The sequence below is a fragment of the Arthrospira sp. PCC 8006 genome, assembly GCF_046480465.1.
Classification (GTDB): Bacteria; Cyanobacteriota; Cyanobacteriia; order Cyanobacteriales; family Microcoleaceae; genus Limnospira; species Limnospira platensis.
This window is the reverse complement of sequence record NZ_PKGG01000028.1, coordinates 1-26,863: the sequence shown is the minus strand read 5'-3', so window position 1 is coordinate 26,863 and position 26,863 is coordinate 1. Positions and strand designations below refer to the sequence as shown.

Annotated in this window: 17 protein-coding genes; 11 read left to right on the top strand and 6 right to left on the bottom strand. The window is 43.8% G+C overall.

Annotated features, from left to right (window positions below; all coding sequences use genetic code 11):
- Window positions 1–3: 3 nt before the first annotated feature.
- Together B9T16_RS06905 and B9T16_RS06900 are read left to right on the top strand one after the other, a co-directional pair.
- Window positions 4–963: an orange carotenoid-binding protein gene (locus tag B9T16_RS06905; protein ID WP_410244390.1), complete on the top strand. Its 960-nt coding sequence runs from the start codon at window positions 4–6 to the stop codon at window positions 961–963.
- A 391-nt stretch (window positions 964–1,354) separates the two neighbouring features.
- Window positions 1,355–1,675, top strand: coding sequence for a hypothetical protein (locus tag B9T16_RS06900; RefSeq protein WP_410244389.1), 321 nt, complete (start codon window positions 1,355–1,357; stop codon window positions 1,673–1,675).
- A gap of 88 nt (window positions 1,676–1,763) precedes the next feature.
- On the opposite strand, the gene B9T16_RS06895 is transcribed toward B9T16_RS06900, so the two are convergent.
- Window positions 1,764–2,738, bottom strand: a complete 975-nt coding sequence (locus B9T16_RS06895; RefSeq protein WP_410244388.1) for a carbohydrate kinase family protein — start codon at window positions 2,736–2,738, stop codon at window positions 1,764–1,766.
- A 129-nt stretch (window positions 2,739–2,867) separates the two neighbouring features.
- Here B9T16_RS06895 and B9T16_RS06890 point away from each other — a divergent pair, with 129 nt between their 5' ends.
- From B9T16_RS06890 to hisS, 3 genes are all read left to right on the top strand, one after another.
- Window positions 2,868–3,185 (top strand): helix-turn-helix domain-containing protein, encoded by a 318-nt coding sequence (locus B9T16_RS06890; protein WP_006620268.1) that lies wholly within the window; start codon window positions 2,868–2,870, stop codon window positions 3,183–3,185.
- Window positions 3,186–3,204: 19 nt separating this feature from the next.
- Window positions 3,205–3,516, top strand: coding sequence for a hypothetical protein (locus B9T16_RS06885; RefSeq protein ID WP_006620267.1), 312 nt, complete (start codon window positions 3,205–3,207; stop codon window positions 3,514–3,516).
- A 101-nt stretch (window positions 3,517–3,617) separates the two neighbouring features.
- Window positions 3,618–4,895: a histidine--tRNA ligase gene (hisS, locus tag B9T16_RS06880; protein ID WP_006620266.1), complete on the top strand. Its 1,278-nt coding sequence runs from the start codon at window positions 3,618–3,620 to the stop codon at window positions 4,893–4,895.
- Window positions 4,896–5,090: 195 nt separating this feature from the next.
- On the opposite strand, the gene B9T16_RS06875 is transcribed toward hisS, so the two are convergent.
- The 3 genes from B9T16_RS06875 to B9T16_RS06865 form a co-directional block, all read right to left on the bottom strand.
- The gene (locus B9T16_RS06875; protein ID WP_006620265.1) at window positions 5,091–5,897 is read right to left on the bottom strand and encodes a TPM domain-containing protein; all 807 of its coding nucleotides are present in this window, start codon (window positions 5,895–5,897) and stop codon (window positions 5,091–5,093) included.
- A 157-nt stretch (window positions 5,898–6,054) separates the two neighbouring features.
- Window positions 6,055–11,241, bottom strand: a complete 5,187-nt coding sequence (locus B9T16_RS06870; protein WP_410244387.1) for an eIF2A-related protein — start codon at window positions 11,239–11,241, stop codon at window positions 6,055–6,057.
- 560 nt (window positions 11,242–11,801) lie between these two features.
- Window positions 11,802–13,154 carry an AAA family ATPase gene (locus B9T16_RS06865; protein ID WP_006620263.1) on the bottom strand — a complete coding sequence of 451 codons (1,353 nt, stop codon included), beginning with the start codon at window positions 13,152–13,154 and terminating at the stop codon, window positions 11,802–11,804.
- 147 nt (window positions 13,155–13,301) lie between these two features.
- Here B9T16_RS06865 and B9T16_RS06860 point away from each other — a divergent pair, with 147 nt between their 5' ends.
- From B9T16_RS06860 to B9T16_RS06845, 4 genes are all read left to right on the top strand, one after another.
- The gene (locus B9T16_RS06860; RefSeq protein ID WP_006620262.1) at window positions 13,302–14,144 is read left to right on the top strand and encodes a cell division protein FtsQ/DivIB; all 843 of its coding nucleotides are present in this window, start codon (window positions 13,302–13,304) and stop codon (window positions 14,142–14,144) included.
- A 272-nt stretch (window positions 14,145–14,416) separates the two neighbouring features.
- On the top strand, window positions 14,417–15,700 hold the full coding sequence (gene ftsZ, locus B9T16_RS06855; RefSeq protein ID WP_006620261.1) for a cell division protein FtsZ: 1,284 nt from the start codon (window positions 14,417–14,419) through the stop codon (window positions 15,698–15,700).
- A 187-nt stretch (window positions 15,701–15,887) separates the two neighbouring features.
- Window positions 15,888–16,934, top strand: coding sequence for a caspase domain-containing protein (locus tag B9T16_RS06850; protein ID WP_410244386.1), 1,047 nt, complete (start codon window positions 15,888–15,890; stop codon window positions 16,932–16,934).
- A 20-nt stretch (window positions 16,935–16,954) separates the two neighbouring features.
- Complete coding sequence (locus B9T16_RS06845; RefSeq protein WP_006620259.1) at window positions 16,955–19,174, top strand: pentapeptide repeat-containing protein; 2,220 nt, start codon at window positions 16,955–16,957, stop codon at window positions 19,172–19,174.
- Between the two features lie 14 nt (window positions 19,175–19,188).
- On the opposite strand, the gene B9T16_RS06840 is transcribed toward B9T16_RS06845, so the two are convergent.
- Entirely contained in the window at window positions 19,189–21,558 is a 2,370-nt protein-coding gene (locus tag B9T16_RS06840) for a S8 family serine peptidase (protein ID WP_410244385.1), read from the bottom strand.
- Window positions 21,559–21,639: 81 nt separating this feature from the next.
- Window positions 21,640–24,813 carry an ATP-binding protein gene (locus tag B9T16_RS06835; RefSeq protein WP_410244384.1) on the bottom strand — a complete coding sequence of 1,058 codons (3,174 nt, stop codon included), beginning with the start codon at window positions 24,811–24,813 and terminating at the stop codon, window positions 21,640–21,642.
- 356 nt (window positions 24,814–25,169) lie between these two features.
- Between B9T16_RS06835 and B9T16_RS06830 the strand changes: the two genes are divergently transcribed.
- Together B9T16_RS06830 and B9T16_RS06825 are read left to right on the top strand one after the other, a co-directional pair.
- Window positions 25,170–26,435, top strand: coding sequence for a glycosyltransferase (locus B9T16_RS06830; protein WP_014276909.1), 1,266 nt, complete (start codon window positions 25,170–25,172; stop codon window positions 26,433–26,435).
- 91 nt (window positions 26,436–26,526) lie between these two features.
- Window positions 26,527–26,742 (top strand): hypothetical protein, encoded by a 216-nt coding sequence (locus B9T16_RS06825; protein WP_410244383.1) that lies wholly within the window; start codon window positions 26,527–26,529, stop codon window positions 26,740–26,742.
- Window positions 26,743–26,863: the final 121 nt, after the last annotated feature.

Below are 26,863 nucleotides of genomic sequence, written 5' to 3'. Positions count from 1 at the left end.
ATAATGCCATTCACCATTGACTCGGCTCGTAGCATTTTTCCAGAAACCCTAGCGGCTGACGTAGTTCCGGCGACGATCGCTCGGTTCAAGCAGCTTAGTGCCGAAGATCAACTGGCTCTCATTTGGTTTGCGTATCTGGAAATGGGTAAAACCATCACCATTGCTGCTCCTGGGGCTGCGAATATGCAGTTTGCTGAAAACACCCTACAGGAAATTCGGCAGATGACCCCCCTACAGCAAACCCAGGCTATGTGTGACCTGGCGAACCGGACAGATACTCCCATTTGTCGTACCTATGCTAGTTGGTCTCCTAATATCAAGCTGGGTTTCTGGTATGAACTAGGGCGTTTCATGGATCAAGGACTTGTTGCGCCCATTCCCGAAGGCTACAAACTCTCAGCTAACGCCAACGCTATCCTAGTGACTATTCAAGGTATTGATCCAGGTCAACAAATCACGGTGCTGCGTAATTGTGTTGTTGATATGGGGTTCGATACCAGCAAATTAGGCAGCTATCAACGGGTAGCAGAACCTGTTGTACCTCCTCAAGAGATGTCCCAACGGACTAAAGTTCAAATCGAAGGTGTGACTAATTCGACAGTCCTGCAATACATGGACAACTTGAATGCTAACGATTTTGATAACTTAATTAATCTGTTTGCAGAAGATGGAGCCTTACAACCTCCTTTCCAAAAACCAATTGTTGGTAAAGAGAATGTGCTGCGGTTCTTCCGGGAAGAATGCCAGAACCTGAAGTTAATCCCAGAACGAGGTGTTTCTGAACCGGCGGAAGATGGCTATACTCAGATTAAGGTTACTGGTAAAGTGCAAACTCCCTGGTTTGGTGGTAATGTGGGGATGAATATTGCTTGGCGCTTCTTGCTGAACCCAGAAGATAAGGTTTTCTTTGTGGCGATCGATTTGTTAGCATCTCCCAAAGAGTTGTTGAACTTGGTGCGCTAGAATAGAGTTCACCTAGAAATTATATAGGCGAGCGTTTTCTAAGCAAAAGCGCTCCCTTTTCTGCTGGGGATAAAGTCGATTCCCCATCGATTGAATGTGGCGATCATTGTAGTGCTACGGGCAGTAAAAAGTTACTTGAGGGTAAGTTAAGTAGGTAGGTAGGTAAAGACAGTGTTTAATATAGCATTATGAAATGATTTGTGAACAACCAGCGGTTCAGATAAAATTACAACCACAGGATAGAAAGTTCATAATGATTTATCGGATATTTATGATGGCTATATTATGATGATTAATAGCACCTATTTATTGCCTAGATATATTCTACGGTACTCGCGCACTAATATCGAGCAAATATCGGCTGTGGTAATGCTCAATTAGGTAATGATAAGTGAGTGAAATTAATTGGTCTGAACAGGATAAAAACGCGGCTGTAGATGCCTTACATAACGCTTATGAGCGGGAGGTTAAGATTCTGATTGATGAGGTTAAACAAAAAGCGTTTAATCTCACAGAAATTGACGAGGTGTGGAAATTGCATGATTTTTTGAGTGCCAGAAGACACGAGATTGATGGTAAGTATGACTATAGAGATGCTGCCAGTGTGTTTGTGTTAGCCACATTAGTTAAACAGGGATGGTTAAGCCTGGAAGAATTACAGGTTTTGGGTCGAGATAAATTAGCGAAAATCTCGGCTCTGACTAGGATCTAATTCGGGCACGGATTGAAGAAGGGCGGGTTGAGTAGTTGGACTGTTGAGAATCAAAACTGATTACTGAACCCGCCCCCAATTTGAGTGGCTATGGCTGCTGTTTGAGAAAATCGTCAACTTGGGCGGCGGTGGGTTGGGCTGCGATCGCCCCTAATTCAGTAGTAACCAAGGCTCCCACTGCACTAGCATAGGTAACGATCGCCCTAGGGGTTTCTGGGTTCTGGAGGCTAGGGATACCCAACTGCAAAACTTGGTGAATAAAGCCAGCCACAAAGCCATCACCTGCGCCAGTGGTATCTTGAACTGCCACAGAAAATCCGGGAAAATAACCCTCATGATCTCCGAGACAGTAAGAACAACCGCGATCGCCTTTAGTAATTAGCACCCCTTCCACGGAGTTTAGGCGATAGTTAATGGTACCAGGATCAGTGGTATCAAATAGCCAGATACTTTCAGACTCTGATAATTTGACAAAATCAACCTGTTTGAGCAAATCCATAATTAGGGGTTTGGCTGCTTCCGGGTCTGGCCAAAAATTCGGTCGCCAGTTAATATCTACTAAAATCTTGAGATTATAGCGATCGGCTAACTTCAAAGCATGAGTGATAGCGTGGCGGGTTTCCTGATAGGCGAGTTCCAATGTACCCAACACCAAAAAGTCAGCATTTACAAACAAAGACTCTGGTATGGCTTGGGCTTGCAAATAGGCATCAGCGAAATCAATAGTATTGAGATTGCCAAATCCGGCAAACTCTCGCTCACCAGTGCTTGAACGCAACACATAAACCCGTCGTGTGGGTGCTGATGGATGTCTTTGAATGCCGGTGGTATCAACGCCAACCAATTGAAGAAACCCCAGGAGGCGATCGCCGCCTTCATCGGAACCGACCGCGCCAATAAAGCCGGCAGAGGTTCCCAATTTCACCAAAGCACAAGCGACATTAGCGGGAGCCCCTCCCGGGTGAGCGGTCCAAGATTTAACTTCTCCCCAGGACTGGTTAGGCTCGTCTGCCAAGCAATCAAATAAAATTTCACCGAGGCAAATAACGCGAGAATGATTCATCTTGACTGTCAAAAATAGAGTTCACAGAATCTGCGCTGGGGCAGAAGCATCTGAGGTTAGAAGACGCAAATGGATTGTACAGTTTAAAATGGTGATAGCTAAGTAAATATGCAGAGATAGGATACCCTTATGTCCGACAGTAAATTCAAATCCCCTGTCTCCCTCTCGGAAAGAGAATTACAGGTTGTGGAACTGGTGGCGATCGGTTTGACTAACCAGGAAATCGCGGAAAAGCTGGAAATCAGCAAACGTACAGTAGATAACCACATAAGTAACATCCTGACTAAAACCTCGACAGGTAATCGGGTGGAGTTGGTCCGCTGGTCTTTGCAATGGGGTAAAGTTTGCATTGATAATATCAATTGCTGCACCCTACCAGAACCAGAATCATCAGTAGAATTAACTGATAGTGTTGATGAAACTGTATCCTCTCCTGTAGTTGAGTAAATATAGATCACTGATCATCATGGCAAGTATGGACTCAAGAATCCGTTATCAGTTTTGCTGTCCTCGATTACCTTTAGCGGTTTATCGAGAAGTGGCTGCTCACCTGCGACAGGTGGAGGGTGTACAGACGGGTTTAGTGCCTATGTCTAAAGATGTCGAGGGTTGGGAATCGTCAAAATTTGACCCTAGGTCGAGTCAAGTCGCGGCCCTATCGATTGAATATTCCGAATCGCCTGACGGGGACATTCCCTCGCAAGTTGAACGGATTTTAGCTTATTATGGCGATCGCTATGGTTCTTGGCAATCTTTAGATACGATAAACACCAATTGATCAGCAGGAAATTGGTCAGTACAGAAGGCTCACGGCTTCCCTGAGTGTGGGGATCATGCTCCTGGCGGTGAGTCCTATTTTTGCACGGATTATATATAGAGATGGAATCAATTCAAAGTTTACGAGGAACCCGTGACATCCTTCCGGAGGAAGTCGGTTATTGGCAGTGGGTGGCTTCTGTGGCTGAGGAGACTTTGGCGCGAGGGAATTATCAAGAAATCAGGACACCGATTTTTGAGCCAACTGCCTTGTTTGAAAGGGGTATCGGTGAGGCTACGGATGTGGTGGGAAAGGAGATGTACACTTTCTGCGATCGCGGCGATCGCTCTATTACTCTGCGTCCTGAAGGTACGGCTGGGGTGGTGCGAGCTTATATTGAGCGGAAACTACACGCTAATCCTGGTGTACAACGACTATGGTATATGGGGCCGATGTTTCGCTACGAACGTCCTCAAGCGGGACGACAACGACAATTTCATCAACTTGGGGTGGAGGTTCTCGGTAGTGATGACCCCCGCGCTGATGTGGAGGTGATCGCGGTGGCGGTGGATATCCTCAAGAGTTTGGGAATTACCAATCTGCATTTGAATCTTAATTCAGTAGGCGATCGCACCGATCGCCAAAATTATCGTCAAGCGTTGGTTGATTATCTGACACCATTTAGCGGGGAACTTGATCAAGACTCTCGCGATCGCCTTACCCGTAACCCGATGCGGATTTTGGATAGTAAGGATGAACGCACCCAGGAAATTACCCGCAACGCTCCCAGTATTTTGGACTATCTGGGAGAGCGATCGCAATCTCATTTTGAACGGGTGCAGTATCTGATTAAGGAATTGGGGATTTCTTACACGCTAAATCCTCGACTGGTTCGCGGTTTGGACTATTACACCCACACTGCTTTTGAGATTATTTCTGATGACCTTGGCGCTCAGGCTACGGTTTGCGGCGGTGGTCGCTATGATGGTTTGGTCCAGGAACTTGGGGGCCCGTCAGTTCCGGCGGTGGGTTGGGCGATCGGTTTGGAACGTTTAATTATTCTGCTTCAGCAATTGCACCAACCTCCACAAGTTACCCCACAATTATATTTGGTGTCTCGCGGAGAAAAGGCTGAGGCTAATGGTCTGATTTTGGCTCAAAAACTGCGTCAAGCGGGCTTGAGGGTTGAATTAGACCTGAGTGGTAGTGCTTTTAGTAAACAGTTTAAACGAGCCGATCGCAGTGGTGCTGGGGCTTGTTTGGTGTTGGGAGATGCTGAGGCGATCGCCGGAACTGTGAACCTCAAATGGTTGAAAAGTGGCGAGCAAACCGTGTTAAACCAAGTTGATCTGATTGGTAACGTTGAGGATATCAAACAACAGTTAATTACCAACAGCTAATTATTAGTGAGTTGGGCGGATTTTGCTGACGAAAAATGAGGTGGTTAATTGCTAAAACAACTGGTGGGAGCGATTAAAGTGCCATAATTATTGTTGCTAAAAAGGGTGATTTTTTCAGATAGGGGCGGGTCGGAAAATGACGGTTAATTGGCAGCTTAACAAGGCTCAACCCGCCCTAATTGATAGCTCAAAGGTTTAAGTTTCCGAGGTGGAAGAGTGGTTAAATGCGGGGGTTAAATAAGCCGCAAAAACAGCGATTAAGAAAGCGGAGACATTGCGAATTACGGGAACCCAATCGGAGGTGCGACTAATTACCGGACCGAGACCGAAGGCTATAAATAAAATGCCCCACAGGGGAGAAAAGATTAAGGCCCATTGCCAAGCCACAATTTGTCCGGGTTTACGGGGAATAGCTGCAATACCACAAATTACGCCACCCAAGGCGGAGGTGATTAAGGTGAGAATCCATTGTTCTCTGGGAAGACCGGGAACTACTCGACAACCACCGTCTTTGAGTAAACAGGTTTGAATGGTTTCGATAGATTGCAGTATTGATTGATCTTCGCCATTATCGCGGACAAAGTATTGATTACCGTAGCGGGTCTGAAGTTCGACCCAAAAGGTTCGGGTCAGCAGGTCGTATAGATCCCGACCGACACTAAAGTTAAGGATATTACCGCCACGTTGATCAGCTACCAATAGGACACTGTGTTCATCAAGTCCCCAATATTCCTTGACGGCGCGACCGGGAGTGCGATCGAACTGAGTTAGCACCCTGAGTTTCCAGCCAGTTTGGGATTCAAACTGTTTCAGGTCTTCGGCTAACAGGTCTTCTTGAACGTCTGTCAGCAGTTCGGCTAAATCTATGATCGGGGTTTGGACTTCGGGTAGAAGTTCGGGGTTGTTGTAAGCGCCGGCTACTGGTGCGATCGCCCAGGTGGAAAGCAGGAGACAGAATACAGCAATGAATCGGAAGAGTTTGTGCGACCAGATTTGTTGCATAGATATTTTATACCAAATAATCAAATGTGAACGACGGGAGATGTTTCTTAACCCAGAGATAATGCCAACTCATATTCGTTACAATTGTTAACCTTACCACAGAATCGGAGAAATTTAGGGAGTGGCTGGGGAGTGTCGATATAAGATACGGAGGCTGTTAACTCCTCTGGTAGGTGTTCTCGCACAATTGGCGATCGCTATCCCTAACATTAGGATTATGGTCAAGATAGTTGCGAACCCACTCACAAGCCTTGTCTATGAGACTATCGAGATCCAAATTCCACATAATCACGCTGTGGTCACGACTAGCGGAGGCTAATGTTCGGCCATCTGGACTAAAACCGAGAGACATAACGCTATCACTATGTCCCATTAAAGTTTTCAACAAAGTTCCGTCCTTAGCGCTCCAAATGCGAACATGACTATCATAACTGGCGGAAGCTAGTAAAGACCCATCAGGACTAAACACTACACGAGTGACACTATCGCTAGTCCCCTTTAATAGGGTATTGAGCAAAACTCCGTCCTGAGTCCATAATTTAACTGTATTGTCGTATCCAGCAGAAGCTATAACTTTACCATTGGGACTAAAGTTGACCCCCAAGACATAACTCTCATGAGCCTGGATAGTTTTGAGGCGAGAAAGCATAGTATTGGCTGGGTCCCACTTCCACAGAATTAAAGTCCCATCATCACTGGCGGAAACAACTGTCCGACTATCGGGACTAAAACTCACCTGATTAACCCATTCCTGATGTCCTGTGATGGTGCGTAGGAATTGACCGTCAGCAGTCCAGATTTTAATGGTTCCATCCTTGCTTCCGCTGAGGATATACTGACCATCTGGACTATATGTAACAGTCATGACGCTATCTGTGTGACCGACTAAGGTGGCGACTGGAGAGGGTACAAACAGAGATTTTGGTATGACACCAATACCGTTAAACTTGGAAACTCGCAGTTTCATGGGCCAATTATCGTACCAGTTGGACTGGGAGTTAAGGCGTTTCCAGATTTTGACTGTGTGATCATAGGATGCTGTGGCTAACCATTCTCCGTTAGGACTAAAACTCACGGAAGAAACGCGATCGCTATGACCTGCTAGAGTTTGCAGGAGTTTACCCGAACTACTCCATAATTTCACGGTTGTATCTTGGGACCCAGAAGCTAAGATTTGACCATCAGGACTAAAGCTAACATCGAGAACTCGATCATTATGGGCTTTTAAGGTGGCTCTGGGGTTACTGTGAAGGTTCCATAACTTCACGGTTTTGTCATAACTTGATGAGGCTAGGGTGCGACCGTCCGGGGAAAAACGTACCCGTGTTACTTTATCTCCATGACCGCGAAAGGTTTTGAGTAATTCCCCTTCCCAACTCCATACTTTCACAGTTTTATCATATCCGGCTGTGGCTAAACTTCGACCATCTGCAGAAAATGAAACGCAGAAAACAATATTTTCATCTACTTGTAAAGTCCTGAGTAATTCTCCTTGGCGAGTCCAGAGTTTGACTGTGCCATCTGTACCGCTGGTGGCTATGAATTGACCATTGGGGGAAAAATTAACTGAATAAATTACTGAGTCCCGTTTTTTCGTGTGGCTGATACTCATTAATCTTCTACCCTGTTGGTTGAAAAATTGCACGTCTCCTTGATTGGCTGCGGCGGCTAATATTTCACCGTCAGGACTAAAGTTAATCCAGGTCAGTGCGGTATGGCGGAAACGAATAGTGCGGATGATTTCTCCCTGTAAATTCCACAGGATGATGGTGCGATCGCTCCCTGCAGAAGCTATCATTTGACTATCAGGAGAAAAACGAACCGCTTTGACTTTATCTGTATGTCCGATCAATGTTTGTAATAGTTTACCGTCCCGACTCCAGAGTTTAACTGTATGGTCATCAGAAGCGGAAACTAACATTTGACCACAGTGGCTAAAATCCAGGCTAGTTACATTATGATTATGTCCTGTTAAAGTGGCGATCGCCTTCCCTTCAGGAGTCCATAATCTGATAGTATTATCCGTACTAGCAGAGGCTAATATATCCCCGCTGGGACTATACACAACATCCCACACTATATCCGCGTGTCCCTCTAGGCGGTTCTGTTCATGAATGCCATAAACTCCCTGTCCTAGGGTAGTCGCTACCCGAATTTCCGCATCCTGGAAACTGTTAGCAGTTACAGATAAGGACTTGATTTTTTGGAGTTGTTGGGCGGCTTTTAAACTTTCCAGCAAAGCATCAAAACGATAATTAGAGAAAAATAACGCCTCGGAAGATGCTGTTAATGAGGTGATATAAGCTAGGCGTTTTTGTTGGTAAGCAATTGTGGTTGATACCCCTAATCCTATAGTGGCGACAATCGACACACAAAGCAGTTGTTTTAAGAGTCGATTCCGGTGTATCAGTTGTTGTTCGCTTTGGCTTTGAGCCGCTTCGGCTTGGGTTTTGGCTTTCAGACTTTGTTGCAGTTTCTTTTCGATGGCTGTCTGACGCTTTTGGGCTAAAATTCCATAGCTTTCTCGGATGGGAAATACTAGATAATTATACATGAGTTGATAGCGGTCTTCTGGTTGCTCATGTTGACGCAGCAGCAATCCTGATTCTAAGATAATATCAATGAAAGCATGATGATTATGGCTGGGTTCATTATCGGAAAATTTGCCCTGATTTACCGTAGATGGATCGGGTCTAATGGCGGCGATTAATTGCGATCGCGTTTTCAACGGACGAGCTAGTTTTTCATCCGTCAGAGCAAATAAAATATCCCAGGCTGCATTAGCATTTGGGGGGCCGCAGTCTTCAATAATACCATTAATAAAATGCTCGATTAGTTGGTTTTTGGGATGGTCTCCCAGTCTTTCATATTCCGCTAAGGTGGTGATTCCTCGGAGTTGTTCTTCCTGGAGTTGGGAACCAACAAGCTGTAACTCAATTGGTCTGACCAACGAGCGTTCATCGGCTAAATCTTCCACTAATTTATCAATTAAAGCTGGCTCTAAATTAAAGTTAGCACGTTTGCTTAAAGACTGAATCACTCGGTGGGCTTCCGCTTTACTAAAATCTCGTAAATGGTAGCGAATATGTTTATCTAAAATGTTGTTATTGATGGCATCTAATGGAGATAAATATTCCGATTCTAATAACCAGGCTAGACATTCTTCTCGCAGGGAAATGATTACCTTAACAAAAGGGACATTTAGACAGAGATTTAAAAACTCATAAAATGTCTGGCGCTGGGAGCGATCGCGACAGAGAAAAAAGAATTCCTCAAATTGGTCAAAAATGATAACAGTCAGGAGATTTTGGTCGGCATTTTTCTGGAGACGACTGTTAATAAATGAATCGGGATGCAGAATATATGAGGTGCGATCGCGATTATTCAAAGATTCAATACCCGTGCTATTACATATAACATTACCTTGGGAAGCCTTGATAATTTTCCGATACCAAAGTCGTTTTAAATTCTGGCTTTTAATATTCAGATTATCTTGATTAATTAAGGCTTCCGCTAAAGCCGCTTCCAGTTCTCGTACCCAGTCTGTATAACTATTAATTACCACGGGTAGAACATTACGAGCCCCTAAACTAATTTCCGCCATCGCTGGTACTAAACCCGCATTAATTAAGGAACTTTTCCCGACTCCAGAACTACCATGTAGCACAATTAATTTATGATCATCTCGCCCTAACCTGTGAATCAGATTATTAATATCTTGATCCCGACTATTATTAGTCATATCAAAGCCGGGACTAATAGCCGATTTTGAGATATTGTTTTTGTGGTTAATAACAGAATTTAATGCCTGTTTAGAAGGCTGCAATTGATGAACTCCAATAAAAGCCCTAAAACCGTATTGATGCTCAACTTCTCGTTGTCTTTGTTTAATCCGAAATGCTTTTAAATATTGACCTTTTTCGTAGTAAATATGGCGCAATTCAGCCAGAATATCAATATACAACTGTGGATCATAACTGGGGGAGGTTTCTAAGCGGGCGGTTTCTAGTTCCTTAATTGCTTGTTCCCATTCATTCAAATGTTTGTAACTGCGAGCTAATAGCAGCAGATAAGTTCCCCGTTCATTGGGGCGCTTTTCCGAGTCAATAATTGCTAGGGCTAGTTTAGTTAGTTCTAAGGCTTTATGCCATTTTTTCTGCTGAAGGGCTACTTCAGCCAGAAATCCATAATCTTGGGCTAATTGCCGATCGCAACCATACGCTAAATGGATTTTAATGCCGGTTTCCGCTAGGTTCTGTAAATCATCCCATTGGTATAAACCCTTCAGAACATCCCCTAAATAACAGAGGATTCCAGCTACTAAATCTGGTCTTCCTGCTGTTTCAAAAGCCTGACGGGATTCTTCTAGGTGGGTTTTGGCTGAATGCAGAAATTTGACCTTATTACCCGGCGATTTTCCCTGGGGAATGTGTCGCGATCGCACCGCTTTTAGGCGATCGTTTAAAGCAATATGAAATAAGATAATCCCCCGGATGACTTGGTAGGAAATGGGATAAATAAATTGATAGGGGTCGCGACTGGTTGCGCTGGTAGATATCCAATTGTCCAGATCGGCTAAACTTTGTTGATAATGAACACGCGCCTTATCTCCTCGGTCTTCAGCATCTTCATCTAAGCCCAAAATAAATTGTTTAGTGGCTTGGAGAAATAGGTTAATTTTCACTTCCCTTTGTTGTAAATCTTTCCAAGCTAATTCTAATTCCCGGCGACGAATGGAACCAATACTTAGGTCATATTTAGGCGCTTTTGACCGGCTATAAAACTGGCGGCTGTGCAATTCTCCTGACCTAATTCGTAATTCGGCTAAGGAAAACAGCGTGTTACTTTGGAGGGTCAGTGATTTAATCAAGTCCGGGGTCGCCATTTCAAATTTAATCGTAGCTGCACCCCAACTTTTAAAGTCTGGTGCTAGTCGGATTAGTTTTTTGGCTAGGATATCTGTTATCCACAATACTAAAGGACAGGAAAAATTCTTGCGAAATTCATCCCGGACTTGGTTGGTGGAACTTAACAGGGTTTCTAAGGCTTCCACCCTGTCTAAACCCATAACCATGATGGCGCTAGGGGTAGGGGTGGCTATGCGCTCTAATAATGTCGTGTAGAGGGTGGTAACTTCCGGCGCTAGGGTGATGTTTTGAATGGTCTCTGCTTCCGGTAATTTTTGCTGTAATTGCTTGATAACTTTGGTTTGTAGATAGGAGTAGTTACAACTTACTAAAATTAGAGAAAATTGACCTTGTGAAAAGGAAATAGCACGGGCTAATCTCTGTAGCGATCGCTGATTTTGGCTCTCGAATTGCTGAGGCGTTAATTGATTAGTCATGGCTGAATTTAACCCGGTGAGTTGAGGGTGGCTATTTAATCAGTATTCGTTAGGTGAGGATTGATAATTTTGGAGTTTCCCCGGCTCCAATTGTGGCTGATTCCCTGAGATTATAGATGCCTATCCAGTCGGTGGCTTAGACATCATTAAATATTCACAATTAATTGAAAATTACCATCCAGTACAGATAGCAATACTCAATCAATTTTTCATTAGTCAAAATACTATAGCGTGATTTCTGTGGTTGATTAACACTGGTGGCTGTGGCCCCCCAATGCTCAACGCTCTCACTACAATCTGACTTATAGTATGCTGGCATTGTGACTAAACTACACCCTGACTCCTACTTATTATACATGATAATGATAAATTTTAAAAAAAAAATAAAAATTTAACACTTCCCGTAATTTTTGTGCGAGAAAACCTGAAAAACTAGTCGCTATCTTGGCCGAAATTTCCGGTAAAATTGGCAGCAAAAAATAACCGATATGTCTGACCATAATATCGGCTGGTAGATGGTCTTAATTAGGACTTATTGGCAGATATTGAGCAGATACTAATTAATTCATGGCTGCTGGTGGATGAGTGGGAGATTTATTAAGTTGCCAATTTTGATATTTGGGTGTATCTATCAAAGCTGGGTTAATGCCAAACCAACGACCAGAGCGATCGCGATATTCAAAGACAAACATACTCCGCAAGAGGGTTTGACATTCATCTTCCCCGCGCACGCTTTGATTGGCGACTACTTGCAAAAGTAAATCCCACTCGTCATCGGTAATAGCTCCTAATAGGTCATCGCGATACTCCCGAATTACCGTTTCTAAACAATCAGCCGAAAAAGGTGGATCATCCTGCTGTAGACAACTGTACATTAACATTAGTAATCGTCTCATGTGACCGCCACTAACCCGACAGAGGCGATCGAGAACTTGGGGGGTCTCAAACAATTCGGGAATATAAGAAATCCGTTCTTCGGGTGGTAAAGTCGGGAAAGCACGCGCTAAAACCATCTGTTGCAATAAAGCCATACCTTGGGGATTATCTGAACCATCTCGATTGCATACTGGAACCATCGGCAAGACTTTTGGTTTCACCCCAAATCGACTAGAAAGCCGACCATAATCATTAGAAAACATTAAAGTTAAAGGAATTGTATAGACCACATGACAATGTAGCCGTCTGAGTTGCTCACCCCGATCAACAAATAAATATTCTGGCTGAGTACGTCCCCAGGATTTGGGGGAATTATCTACCCGATCTAAATTATCAACAATCACCACTAACCCGTTTTTGCCTCTCTTTTTGAGAGTCTCGTTAGCGGGTTTCAGTAGTTCCTCATTAATGGCTTCTAAAATAGTGCTAACCCTCGGTTCGAGGTATTGTCGCAGTTGAGATCTCAATTTAGGGGAATCTTTGGTGCGAGCCGTAATTCTGGCAATACCAACGGAAATTTCGGCCTCACCAGATAATTCAATGGGGGTTTGCAAAAAATCGCCAATCTCCGTAAACAGGCGGCCGAAGTATCCGGGTTTTAACTGGACTGCGGCAGTTTGAATGCTTTCGCTCACTTGACGGGCGATCGCCAGTACAATATCACTGATGTCAACATCAGCCATATCCAGGTCCTGGGATGACTCAAAGTAAACTACATGGTATCCTTGTTGCTCCAGGCTGTCTTTGAGTCTAAACAGTTCTGTAGATTTCCCGCAGCCAATGTGTCCAGAGAATAACTGACAGGTGGGTTCATCACCGGAAAGCAATGTGATAGTGCGGCTTAACTCGCGAACAATATTGCTGCCGCGAACTGACGAAAAATCGATATAATACTGCTGATCTTCCAGATTCGCCATGTCAATGGTTTTACTGGGATTGCAGGCTTTGTAAAATTGGTTCAGGTTAAGTTCAACCATAATTGACTCAGTTATGTTACGATGCCTCGTTTTGAGTGTAGGATGATGCTGATACGCTAGGGATGTGGTTTGTCCCCCCACTAGGGGAATAGCAGTCAAGGGGGATAGTCTTTTAAATAAGGGAATTAGAAGGGACAAAAATTAGGAATGGCCAATATTGTGTTTACTTCTCGCAATCAATTAGGAACTCGCCGACGACAACTGCGCCGTCAGCGACGTTTGAAATTGGTTCGGGTGATGTGGCAGGTTCTGGCGGTCGGAGGTATTTCTGGGGGAGTATTTTGGGGAATTAGTCAGCCGATTTGGTTAATTAAAGAAGCTGAACAGGTCGAGATTAAGGGTAATCAGTTACTTTCTCAGCACAATATTCGCTCACACTTGCCTTTGTCCTATCCTCAATCAGTGTGGCAAATTCAACCAGCAGCTATTCAACAAGCCTTGATCGATAATGCTCCCATATCAGAAGCGATCGTGATTCGGCAGGTATTTCCTCCCCGCCTTACTATAGAGGTGACTGAACGAGAACCTGTGGCGATCGCTCAACCAAGCATAGGAAACACTACCCCAGGAACTGAGCCCACCGTCGGCTGGTTGGATGCTGAAGGTAGTTGGATGCCATTATCAAGTTATACTGAGCTAGAACAAACAGGTCAACTGCCAAATCTGAGAGTAATCGGTAACTTTGAACAATATCTACCCCATTGGCAGCAGATGTATAGCGATCTGAGTCGCTCCCCGGTTGACATCTATGAAATTGACTGGCAGAATCCGGCTAATATTATTTTAATGACTGAGGTCGGCGAGGTGCATATTGGCTCATACAGTACACACTTTTGGGAACAATTGCAGGTTATCGATCGCATGAGAAAATTGCCGGAACAACTTGATGTTAGTCAAGTGGACTACATTGATCTCAGAAATCCTAACTCTCCCTTGGTGTTGATGATCTCAGATAAATCATCACTATCCGAGGCTTCCTTCTCCAAGTGAACCCTTGACTATATCTCTGGGTGGTTTAAATCATCATTAAACTAACCAGGACTGGGGAGAGGTTCCCAAGGTCAGTATTCATAGCCAGGAACAGCTTAAACTGGAACCAAGAGAAAAATACTTGACCATCTAGGTGTCACTAACTATCTGAGTCCTACTGTCCTGATCACTGCTATATTAGCGTTCTGGGTTGTTAGTTCAACTTAAACAAACTTAGTTGACTCGGACTTGTTTAAATATTAAAACTGATTCATCTACCCCAAATACTTAAAATGATGCTTGATAAGAGCAATCTGGGTTCTACCCCAAATAACAACCAACCTGAAGGAAAAGCCAGCCTGTGGACGGCAGCAGAATCGGCTAACCCCTTTCGCCAAAATGAAGGATTAAACAATCTTAATAATGATGGTAACGCCGTCCCTAACGAACAGTCCTGGAGTAGTGATATTGTGCCTAGCAACGCTGCCAAAATTAAAGTTATTGGTGTAGGGGGAAGTGGCGGAAATGCCATTAACCGGATGATTGATAGCGAGGTCTCCGGTGTCGAGTTTTGGGCCGTCAATACCGATGCCCAAGCCCTTACTCAGTCTAAAGCATCTAAACGCCTTCAGGTTGGTCAAAAACTGACCAGAGGTTTGGGAGCTGGCGGAAATCCGGCGATCGGTCAAAAAGCCGCTGAAGAGTCCCGCGATGAAATCGCCCAAGCCTTAGACGGTGCCGATTTGGTATTTATTACCGCTGGTCTAGGTGGCGGCACTGGTACCGGTGGCGCTCCTATTGTCGCCGAAATAGCCAAAGAAGTTGGAGCCTTAACTATTGGCGTAGTTACCCGTCCTTTCACCTTTGAGGGACGGCGACGCATTTCTCAGGCTGATGAGGGAATTGCCGCCCTTCAAACTCGCGTTGATACCCTCATTGTGATTCCTAACAATAAGCTCCTGTCCGTTATTAATGAGCAAACCCCTGTACAGGAAGCCTTCCGCTATGCTGATGATGTATTGCGCCAGGGGGTTCAGGGTATTTCTGATATTATTACCATTCCCGGATTGGTGAATGTGGACTTTGCTGATGTCCGCGCCGTTATGGCTGATGCCGGTTCCGCTTTATTGGGTATTGGCATTGGTTCTGGTAAGTCACGAGCGCGCGAAGCTGCCTTAACTGCTATTTCTTCCCCCTTATTAGAGTCCTCCATTGAGGGAGCGCGGGGAGTTGTATTTAATATTACTGGAGGTTGTGACCTGACCTTGCATGAGGTCAATGCTGCCGCCGAGACCATTTATGAGGTCGTCGATCCTAATGCTAATATTATTTTTGGGGCTGTCATTGATGAACGGATGCAGGGTGAAGTCAAAATTACCGTCATTGCTACCGGGTTCACCGGTGAGGCTAAATCTACTGTTCCCCAATCCGGCAGAGAGGTTCCTTTGTCTCGACCCATAACTTCTATTCCTCAGCAGCGTACTATACCCACTCCCGCTCCTGAGCCACCACCTCAACCCCAGGAACTTGATATTCCTGATTTTCTCCGCCGCCGCCGTCCGCCTCCTGGTCGCTAGAGCATCAAAAATTCCCATCCCCCCTCAACCCCTCTGATTATCGGGGGTGGAGGGTTATTTGTGGGAATTTGGCGCTCAGGGTCATCAGTACACCAAAAGTTAAGCAATAATTAAACTCTGAGCCGCTTTCCGGATCTGAGGTTAGCTTGTAGGTATCAGAAGGGAAATTTATAGTTGCCATTTAATTATGTCTAGCACTTATAAAAACGGACACGCTTTGGTAATTGGGGTTGGTCAAGATTTACCCAACACGGTTAATGATGCTAAGGGTTTAGCTGCCATTCTCACCGACCCTTCCAGATGCGCCTATCCACCAGAACAGGTGACATTATTAGTTAATGAAAAAGCCGATCGCCTTCAAGTATTAGAAGCCTTAGATAACCTAGCTAAAACCACCAATTCCGAGTCAACTGTAGTGATCTATTTTTCCGGTCATGGTTATCAAGTCGCCTCACCTACCGGAGAGTTTTATTATCTCATGCCCTATGGTTACAGTATTAATAAACTCTATCAAACCGCCATTAGTGGTCAGGAATTTGCCGAAAAACTTAAAGCTATTACCTCCCAAAAACTGTTAATTTTATTGGACTGTTGCCATGCGGGAGGGGTGGGAGAAGCCAAAGTACCAGGACTAGAAATCGCTGCCTCTCCTTTACCACCAGAAGCCATCAAGTTATTACAAGAAGGCAGAGGAAAAGCCTTGATTGCTTCCTGTCAGGAAGACCAACTCTCATATATTTATAAACACAAACAATACAGCGAATTTACCCTAGCTTTAATGGAAGCCTTCTGTGGTTCTGGGGTGGCTAAAAAAGATGGTTCCGTGAGAGTCGCCGATTTAGCTTTACATACTCGCCAGGTCATCCCCACCCGCACCCAAGACCGACAACACCCGGTTTTACACTTTGAAAAGGCTGATAATTTTGTGGTGGGTTATTACGCGGGGGGAAGCATAGAACCCAAAGGGTTGCCATTTCCCCAAGCCACAGAAGAAGCGGAAACGGAAACGGCGGCTAAGTCTCAACCTTCGGTGGTGTTTGACCAAAAAGACCAAACCGTTGATAATCAAACTAATATTGCTGGAAATGTGGGAGAAATTGGTAAACAGGAAACCCATATTTCTGGGGGGTTTAATCAACCGGGTTGGAAGGTTAGCGGTGATGTGATTCAATCACAGCGAGATGTGGTTATCGGTGCGAAAAAACGGCAAACAAATGACTCGGAAGATGAATAGTAATTGGCTGGTAAATAGTCATGGTAGAATCATCAGAGCTTAATCACACTCCCCTTGAAGATGACACTAATATTACTGGAGGGTTTAATCAACGTACCTGGGAGGTTAATGGTAATGTTATTCAAGGAAGTTCGGTAACTGTTTATTTATCTCCTTCTGCTTATACAATACCCACGGAGAAGGAAACTAAGCCGACTCCATTGGGTGATAATCCTTATCGAGGATTAGATGTATTTAGAGAAGAACATTCTATGTACTTTTTTGGGAGAGAAAAGCAAATTGACCGACTGTGGGAAAAATTCCGCGATTTAAATGAAGATGAATCGGCTTGTCGATTTTTGCCAATTTATGGAACTTCTGGTTCCGGGAAATCATCATTGACGCGATCGGGTTTAATTCCTGAATTGGATAAAAAACCTTTATTCGCTTATCAAAAAGCTAAAATTGCCGTATTATTTCCGACTACTCATCCCCTGGAATCTTTGGCGACTGTTTTGGCGCGAATTGTGACTAATGACCCCTCGCCAGTGGAAAAAACGGCAGAATTTGAACGGGTGTTAAAAAATCGCAGCGATAGGGGAGAGTATGAAGGTTTACGACGCATTGCTAATCAAATCCCCAATATTCATGACTCGCTTCTGGTGGTGGTGGTTGATCAATTTGAGGAAATTTTTACTCTCTGTAAAGACCCTGAAGAAAGGGAGGCTTTTATTAATAATTTACTCTGTGCGGCGAAGGATGCAGATCGACAGACTGCGGTTATTGTCACCATGCGGAGTGATTTCTTGCGGGAAACTCAACAATATCCGGGGTTAGATGGGTTATTTTCTACTAATGGCTTTTTGGTGCCGAGTATGCAGCCAGAAGAGCTAGAAATGGCGATCGCCAAACCCGCAGAACTCGCCGGACATAGCCTCGAGCCTGCAATCATTAAACTATTAATTGAACAAACCCAAGGAAGGGAAGGCGCTCTCCCATTGCTTCAGTTTGCATTACAACGCATTTGGGAGGGCTTAGAAGATGGTAGAGAACCCGCAGAAACCTTAGAAAAAATTGGAGGGGTGGGGGGTGCTTTAGCGGGAGAAGTACAACGTTTATATGAGTCCCTAACTCCAGAAGACCAAATATTAGCGCGTCGCATTTTTATAGCTTTAGTCAACCTAGACGAGTCCGAAAAAACCACCCGCCGCCGCGCTCCAGTCTCCGAATTAATTACCAATAAACAGGAAGAACCCGCCATCAAATCAATTATTAGGCGTTTTTCCGCCAGAGGTGTCCGTTTCCTGTCTACCTCCCAAGACCTCCAGCGAGGTGAAACTCTGGAAGTCACCCACGAAGCCTTAATTCACAATTGGGATAAGCTACAAGGTTGGTTAAGTGAACGTCGGGAACAATTGCACCAAAAGCAGAAATTTGAGCGATATGCAGAGGAGTGGCGTTCTCAAAATAAATCCCCAGATTATTTGTTACAAAGTCGCATTCTTAGGGATGCTCAGGAGTTTAGCAAAACGGCTGTTCAGGAAGTGGCATTGTCTGAGTTAGCCACGGAATTTATTAAGGCTAGTAAGGCTGAAAAAAGACGCAAATTATTGAAAACTCTGGGATTGTCTAGTTTGGTTCCTATTATGATGATTGCTGGTTATCTGATATTTGATGAACAAATTACAAATATGCGTGTAAATATTCATACAGAAGAACTTTTAGCTCAGAGAAATTGTGAGCCTACTCCTCAATTAAAAGATTTATTAGAACATCAACGGGAAAACGGTAGAAATGATTTTGAAAGAATTTATCTCTGTGGTAAGGCTCTCAATGAGATTAATTTTGAAGGAGCCGAACTTTCAGGAGCTAACTTTCAAGAAGCTAGGCTAAATGGTGCTAATTTGCGTGAAGCAGTGTTGCTGGATGCTAATTTACAGGGAGCAAGACTTTACAAAGCAGATTTATATAATGCTTTTCTTATTAGTGCTAACCTAATAGGTGCTAACTTAGAATCAGCTAATTTAGAATCTGCAATAATGCACAATGCTAAATTACAGGGTGCTGATTTACGAAATGCCGATTTACAGAATGCTGATTTACAGAATGTCGATTTACGAGAAGTAGACTTAACACAAACTACAGGTCTTAGCCAACATCAAATAGAGTCAGCTATCCTGTGTAATACAAAATTACCTGATTATTTGTTGTCAGTAGAATCAAAACATCTGGAAAATAGAGATTGTCATAGATTCAATTAACCATAAAAAATTAGTTAATTATGAATATATTTAGCATAGCGTTGAGAACTACCAGAAAATTTTGTGTTTCGTATTTCAAGTTTTCTACCATCTCTAAGTTCATATATACCATCAGGCATTTTTTCAAGAAAATCAGAACTTTCTATCTCGATATCTTCAGATGATTGTGTGGTGTGAAACTCTCCTAATGCTTCGGCTGCTAAGGCTGCTACTTTTTCGTCGGCTTCTTGTATAGCCTTGATTAAAGTGCGTGTGGCTAACTTTTGATATTTCTGAATCCTGAGTAGGCTTTTGGCGGCGGAAACGTGCTTTTTCAAAATGGGTTGAGGCTCAACACTGGCTAGGTTGTTGATATATGATGATTTGATTTGCTCAATAATCTCCTGATTCCTTAAATTAAAACCAGCTTTTTCTAAGGTGGTTTTGGCGGATTTTACTATGTCATTGACAAGGGATTCCTTAACTGTTTCTGGGTCGTCCCAACTTTTTTCGAGTTCCTGTAAACAAGCGACCAGAGCTAGTATGCCTTCGGTTCTGGGGGAGCGATCGCTAAAATTTTGCCGGCTGATATTTAGCTCAACGGCTTCGATTTCTCCGGCGGCGATTTTGCCCTTTAAAATATTGTCGAAATCATTTAGAATTTCATCGAATTTATTGTTGAGTTTGGGATAATTGTTAGACATAGTGGCTTGACTCCTAGGTGTTGAAATTGTCGGTAAAGTTGATTGATATGTTTCTGGTTCTATGCTGTGACTGTGCCAAGTATTTGATAAGCCATGATCTGAGGCTTTATCCGGTACATAACTGGCTGCTGATGGACTGTCACAATCACAATTGAGAGCGGCTGATAAAGCGGGATTAAAAGTATCATCAGCCTGGGAATAATCGATGATTTGAGAGTGGGATGCTACCTGATTACTAACCTGTCTGAGGGTAGCAATGGCGTTCCCAGCATCAACTAAGCCGTAACCTGTGGCTAGGTCGCGACCGGGACCGGCTGTTGGTTGGCTGAAATGGTAATTAGCAAAACCCTTGACTACATCGATCGCACTTTTCTCTAAAATCCTCTTAGCCAACGCCGGAGATAAACCCGGATCCAACTGTTTTAATAACGCACAAACCCCCGCCACTTGGGGCGCAGCCGCTGATGTACCACTAAAAGCCGCCCAGCCATCATTGGCTTCGGTCCCATCCTCAAATTCAGCACAGGCGATATCAGTCCAAGAGCCAGGTGGCACAGGTAGCATAATATAGGCGGCGTGGGGGCGCTGTCCTACCAACCCACAGACATCGGGAACCTGTCGCCCTCGATAAACTGGACTGTAGAATGCACTGGAATAGTTACTCGCTTCTAACTCTCCCTTTGTGGGTCCGTTAAGATGCTTATAAACTCCCCCAGCAGCGATCGCATCTGGGTGTTGAGCCGGAAAAGACCAGTGACCATTTCCCGCCGAAAAAATCACAGTTATTCCCCGCCGCACCGCATCGGCTACTAAGGTGGCTAAGACCTTATTATAAGGTGAAAGTTCCGAACTTCTCTGATTTGAACCCCAGCTACAGGAGATAATATCAGGTCGTTGAGCGATCGCCGTCCTGAAAGCAGCAATAGAATTAACATTGCGGGATTTACCAGCGATCGCCACATCAGCTTTAACCATGATAAAATCAACTCCCGGAGCCACTGCAAATAAATTAGCAGATTCTCCAGTTCCGTGACCGTTTGCATCAATATCTTTATCCGTCGAACCCGGGGCGAGAATCACCTGACCCTGATAGTTATGGTGAGTAAAAAACGGGTGATTATACCACCCAGAATCCACCATTACTACTTTCACACCCCGACCGTCAATTCCCCCATCATGAGTCTGGTTGGCATTTAGAGCCTTGGCTAAACAATCGGGTACAGATAAATATTGCGAGACTGCTGGCGGCGGAAAAGCAGAGGGAACATTCGACCCCAAATAAGAAACAGGCTCATTAATGGCTACCCCTACCAGTTCTGTATTCCAACTGCTTTGAGAAATATCAATTTCCCCAGAGGGTTTATCATCAACCGAATCAATAAAATGAGCCGTGCTAGGCTGATAAAACTCTTTAATTACCTGATATTCAACATGGGCGAGAGTCGTCTGGAAAGACTGCTCATAAAGCTCAGGAGAGCCGGAAATACTGATAGATGCGCGACCAATGGAGAGGACATTAAATCCGGTACTCTGGAGCCTTTCTGCTGTGTATTCAATCAGCCGCGGATCAGCATCAAATTGGGTGACATTTTCACTGGTAACTAAGGTGGGCGTAGAAAGCAGAGACTCTCCCGATGCCGATCGCACTACAGCTTCAGCATAGACCAGATCTGGGAGTTCCCGCTTAACTTGCCCATCCATATTTTTGGGATGCTAAAATTACTACCCAACACTCCCATTATCCCACATTTAATCAGCCATCAGTAATGATGTTAAAAAACTTTACATTAACTCTCGAATCTGATCCAATAGTTCAGTCATGGAAATCCGACCCGATAGAAATTTGAGGGTGAGATTTTGAGTCAACCCCTGTAAGTCTGTGGGGATATGTTGAATTGGGTAACTGTTGGCGTTGGTGTCACTAGAACTATTAAATAAACCCGAATTATCTAAAACAAGAATCGGCGGAATAGTTAAATCATCGCGCTGAGAATTACCCAGGTTAACTAAAGCCTCTAAAGCGTTTCGGAGAATGGGAAAAGTTTGCTGGCGGACACAAAACAGCAATAAATCCACACTTTCAAACTGTAATTGTTGCAGAATTTCTTCCCAGGTTCTCCCCATAGTTCCCCGAAATCCTGCTTTTTGTAGATACTGAATCAACGCTTGCTCAATTTTGCTGGTTCGGTCAGCCGGGGGATAAAAATTAGCAGTTTGATTATTCCCCTGAGAATCGACGTTTACTAAGTCTGGTAATGTCAACAAATCCACCACCAAAATATGAGATTTCCAACTGATCCCCGCCGCCACTTGAATCACCTGTAAAAGACCTGGGTCAGCTTGTCGCCTCCTAGACCCCATAGAAGTCTGGCTAATTTGAGGTAATAGACAGGGGAAAACGGATAATCCTTTAATTTGATTAGCTGCTTGAGTTGTGGGTGTGTCTAGGGTGACTATGGGAAGATTAGCTAGATGTTTTTCATCTTTCAATTCCAGCAAAAATGCCATGGGGTCATCAAGGTAATTAATAGACTCTAAAACCATAACATTAGGATGCCAAATTCTCGCCAGTAGTTCCGCCTGACCTAAATCATCAGCTTCCAAAATACGACAATGGGAAGTTTGAGAAGTGTCGTGAGTTGTTGGAGGGTGGAAATTCTCTGCTAAACCCTGGTTTAATTCGTGGTCAACTGGATTTAACCACAGCACTGTTAATGTCTTGAGTGGGACGGTCGAGGGGGTTTTTTCCAGTTTATTAATGACTAACTGTAAATCGGACTTCTGCACAGGTAAACTCAGAAAACCATCAGAGGCAGTTTTTAGCGATCGCTTTTTGTCTCCTAAAGTGGCTGTAATAAATACAGGAATTTCGCTAGTATCTACATCAGTTTTCAGCAAGGTTAGTACATCCCAACCTGATAAAAGTGGCAGTAAAGGATTGAGAAAAATCATCCGAGGTTGCAGCCTTCTGGCTTTTTCTAAGGCCTCGGTTCCAGTCCTGGCTACAATGGCTCGATACCCTAATTTGGTGAGTTTATCACTCAAATCATCAATATATTTGGGGACGGCTTCGACAATCAAAATTAACCGAGATTGTCCCTGGGTAGTGGGACGAGATAAATTGGTTTTAGGGTATGGAGAGGATGGATAAACGTCGGCTTTTTCCCAGTCTAATTTATCTGATTTCCAGCCGTTTACGGGAGGGACGGGAGGCAAAAGTAAGGTAAACTCAGTACCTTTTCTTTGGTGGGAAATAAAGCTAATATCTCCACCATGAAGCCGGGCTAATCTTTGACAGAGAACTAATCCTAAACCTGTGCCTTCAAATTGACGATTTAGGGGACTTTCTAGCTGTTGGAACTTTTCAAAAATCAGATGTTGTTTTTGCTCGGGAATGCCAATACCTGTATCCCAAACTGTAAACACGACCCAATCCTCCCAACGGTTAACCCGTAAACCCATATAACCACCATCAGGAGTAAATTTAAAGGCATTAGAAATTAGGTTAATTAGCATCTGGCGTAGACGCAATTCGTCGGCTTCAATAGTTTCTAGTCCGGGTTCGATTTCGATGCTAAATTTTTGGCTACCTAAGCTAGATTGACTATCCTTAATATCACCCTGCTGGTGCAGGTGCAGGACGGCTTCTAAAGCGCGATCGCAGACGGTTTTAATGTTTACACCTTCGGGAGTTAGTTCTAACTGTCCAGTCTCAATGCGGGTTAAATCTAAGATATCATTAACCACCATCATCAGATGTCTTCCGCTTTGGTGGATCAGTTTGGCATATTTAGCTTGGCGATCGCTTAATTCTCCCAAGGCTTTATCTTTCAGCAAACTAGACAACCCCAAAACCGCCGTTAAGGGAGTTTTCAGTTCATGGCTAATACAGGCTAAAAACTCATCTTTGAGTCGATTTAGTTGGATTAAATCGGCATTTTTAGCGGTCAATTCTTGAGCCACTCGATATTGTTCGGTGATATCCTGAGCAATAATTAACCACCATTTATCAAAGCATTCCGTTAGACTTGGCTGCACCAAAGTTCGGCGGGTAAATTGCCACACTCGCTGCTGTTTCGATTGTGGACAAATACAGATATATGTTTCCCCATTTGACCCGCTATCGCACCAGTTAGGGATATCGGGGGTACACTCACCAAACTGGGTAGTGTTGAGGTTAACCGCTGTAGTTTGGGAGATGGAGGGCTCTGGTGCCGAGGAAGCCATGGTAGAATGATTAGACTGGCTGCTGATACCGACATGGCTTGTAGTGGGGGTAGTAACCCATTGATTGACTGTTTCAGCGGCTTGTTGTAAGACTTCTGGCTCATTTCCGACCTGTTGCACCCAAGCCCTATTTTGACCCAAGATTTCTCCATTTTTGGTTTGAATCATCATGGGTAGTGGCAATTGGTCTAGGAGCTGCAACAGAGAACCCAGAAACGAATCAAACCCCCCTTTCTGCACTGATGACTGATATTTCGGCAATTGGACTGGTTGACTAACTATATATGGCAGCAGTTTGGCTAAATCAATCAGCCCTAAAAATTCCTGATTTTGATTAATGATAGCCAGAGCGGGCAGACCCTCTATTTTATGATCATTACTGGAATGATGGGGATGCCATCCTAAATCATAACCAATTTGCTGCAAAGAAGCCAAAAATTCTGGCCAATCTAAATAAGCCGGGATTAGAAGTAAGGGTTTAATTAGGCGATCGCTTAGATCTGCTAGGATGACTTTTGTTAATGGCTGTTTTTTATTTTTCGGGGAAAATAAATAGGTAGTTAAACTATGCAGATACACTACCCCAATCGGATATTGGTCTTGGTTAACAACCACAACACAATCATGATCGCCTTCTGAGAATACCGACCACAACTCATCAACTGTAATGTCCTGGCAACAAACAGGCACTCTCCTGATGATTGTGGGAAGAGAGATTAGAGAAGACATGAAAAAACTTGAACCCCAAACTGGTTTGGTCGTAGATACCTATGAAATAATTTTCAGAGGAACTACTCCCGCTCATTTATTTTAACCATGAACAATGGCTAACTTAAAATTTAAGTATTTTCTTAATGTTTCCTAGCTGACATCCTCAATCATTGAGTAGTCATAAGTTCATAGAGAAATTATTAAATTTAATGACTAGGCGCGGGAGATTTTTATATGAATCGTGACAGGGGGCTCAAGCCGTTAGTAACTATGGTTCCCTTGATCCCTTGTTGGTGTCTACTGGGTGCAAGCCGCCTTGACCGTTGTACTGGGGTGGTATACTGACCTCAGTTCAATCAGCTATAACTTAAATTATGGGACAGGGAGATTATAGTCGTCAACAACCATATTTCCATGATCCTCGGGTGCATAAACCCATTGAGGATATCTATGCTGATTTGGATAGCTGGACTTATGAAATTGATAAAAGCCAACCATCAAGATTTAATACTGTCAGCTTTTATGTAGTGTTACCCCCAGTTTTTTATCAAGGCAGATTTATCAAAGGATTTTATTATAGTGAATCTGTGGATTTGCTCAATCATGTATTGCCGAATTTATCCCGTTATTTCTTCTCGTTGGCTTACTCTATGTGGTGTTCCTATCCTTGGTCACAAACTGCTGATGCTTATTCCTGTTTGTATAATAACCCCGATCGCGCCCGGTGGTTTTTCCGAAATAATGCGGTTGATAAAGTGTTAATAACTTGCTACAATTCCGATTTTATTAATGAGTATATTATCGCCCCGAAACCCATAGAAAAAAAAGATATTGATTTGCTCTGTGTATCTCGGATTGCTCCCGAAAAAAATTTGCCGATGATTGCTAAGGCTTTAAAAGTTTATCGCCACAAATATCAACACCAAATTAAACTATCTTTAATTGCTGGAGACCGTAATATAGATTTTGCCAACTTTGATAATAATGATGATATTACCCGGAATATTTTGGCAGAAATTAAATCGATATTAGGGAATCCCTGGGATTATATTAACTTTATTAATTATGGGAATCCTTATCAAGAAATGCCTCAATATTACTCGCGCTCAAAGGCTTATATTTTGGGGTCATTATTGGAGGGAAAAAATCGCAGCCTGAGTGAGGCGATGAGTTGTAATATTCCGGTGATTTGTTTTCAGGAGTTTAATCAATATGCAAGGGGAGGCGATCGCCTTTTTCCAGAAGCAGCGGGTTTATGCGCCCAATTTGACCCGGAATCCCTAGCGGATACCATTTATCAAGTATTAGCCAATCCGGGAAGATTTCAGCCCCGATTAAGCTATTTAAAATATCGAGGGAGAAAGAACTTTTTTAATACCTGTCTGACCGCCTTTCCCTATTATCAACAATCCATTCCCGACTACCACCATAACTCACCCTTTCATAGTCTGTGGTTAGATTTAGCCATTCAGGACAACTATCAAATGAGTCTATATGATTTCCTATATGGACGATCTGAATATTCCCATCTCAGAGGTCTGGTGAATATTTATAAACATCTCAATCAGTGGTTAGGCTGGCTACAGGGTCAAATCAATCGAAAATACCCGGGAATTGTGACGAATAACCAACCCGGTTGATTTGGTCAAATCCCCCATGGGTGGCACTTGCCAAATGTCTCCGATTGTGATATAATATGCTGGCTTTACCCAAAGGATATGATTGGATAAGATGACTAACGAAGCAGCCCAGGTTTGTCCGATTTGTGGGGTAAAAATTGTCAAAGCCCCCGGAGGCGATCGCGTTTTATTTTCAGTAGGAGCCCCCGGAACTAGAGCCAGATTATGGGCGCGGGTGTGTCAATTTGTGAAAAAACCAGGCTGTATTAATTCCGACCCAGCACTAATTGGAGACACCAAACCCACAGACCCCTATCAACCCAAMTAAATCCCCCCTKTTACCACCAACAAAATTTACGTTTTCCATTAGGTAAAATAGTCCGCCAGTTAGTGCGTGCTAAAGCCAACTGTTCATACCCCACCGTACAACCTCTACGATTCGCACCGCA

Coding starts and splice junctions, on each gene's coding strand:
- B9T16_RS06905 (WP_410244390.1), top strand. CDS start 4: ATGCCATTCACCATTGACTCGGCTCGTAGCATTTTTCCAGAAACCCTA.
- B9T16_RS06845 (WP_006620259.1), top strand. CDS start 16,955: ATGGTAGAATCATCAGAGCTTAATCACACTCCCCTTGAAGATGACACT.
- ftsZ (WP_006620261.1), top strand. CDS start 14,417: ATGATGCTTGATAAGAGCAATCTGGGTTCTACCCCAAATAACAACCAA.
- B9T16_RS06840 (WP_410244385.1), bottom strand. CDS start 21,558: ATGGATGGGCAAGTTAAGCGGGAACTCCCAGATCTGGTCTATGCTGAA.
- B9T16_RS06885 (WP_006620267.1), top strand. CDS start 3,205: ATGGCAAGTATGGACTCAAGAATCCGTTATCAGTTTTGCTGTCCTCGA.
- B9T16_RS06830 (WP_014276909.1), top strand. CDS start 25,170: ATGGGACAGGGAGATTATAGTCGTCAACAACCATATTTCCATGATCCT.
- B9T16_RS06870 (WP_410244387.1), bottom strand. CDS start 11,241: ATGACTAATCAATTAACGCCTCAGCAATTCGAGAGCCAAAATCAGCGA.
- B9T16_RS06865 (WP_006620263.1), bottom strand. CDS start 13,154: ATGGTTGAACTTAACCTGAACCAATTTTACAAAGCCTGCAATCCCAGT.
- B9T16_RS06895 (WP_410244388.1), bottom strand. CDS start 2,738: ATGAATCATTCTCGCGTTATTTGCCTCGGTGAAATTTTATTTGATTGC.
- B9T16_RS06835 (WP_410244384.1), bottom strand. CDS start 24,813: ATGTCTTCTCTAATCTCTCTTCCCACAATCATCAGGAGAGTGCCTGTT.
- hisS (WP_006620266.1), top strand. CDS start 3,618: ATGGAATCAATTCAAAGTTTACGAGGAACCCGTGACATCCTTCCGGAG.
- B9T16_RS06850 (WP_410244386.1), top strand. CDS start 15,888: ATGTCTAGCACTTATAAAAACGGACACGCTTTGGTAATTGGGGTTGGT.
- B9T16_RS06875 (WP_006620265.1), bottom strand. CDS start 5,897: ATGCAACAAATCTGGTCGCACAAACTCTTCCGATTCATTGCTGTATTC.
- B9T16_RS06890 (WP_006620268.1), top strand. CDS start 2,868: ATGTCCGACAGTAAATTCAAATCCCCTGTCTCCCTCTCGGAAAGAGAA.
- B9T16_RS06860 (WP_006620262.1), top strand. CDS start 13,302: ATGGCCAATATTGTGTTTACTTCTCGCAATCAATTAGGAACTCGCCGA.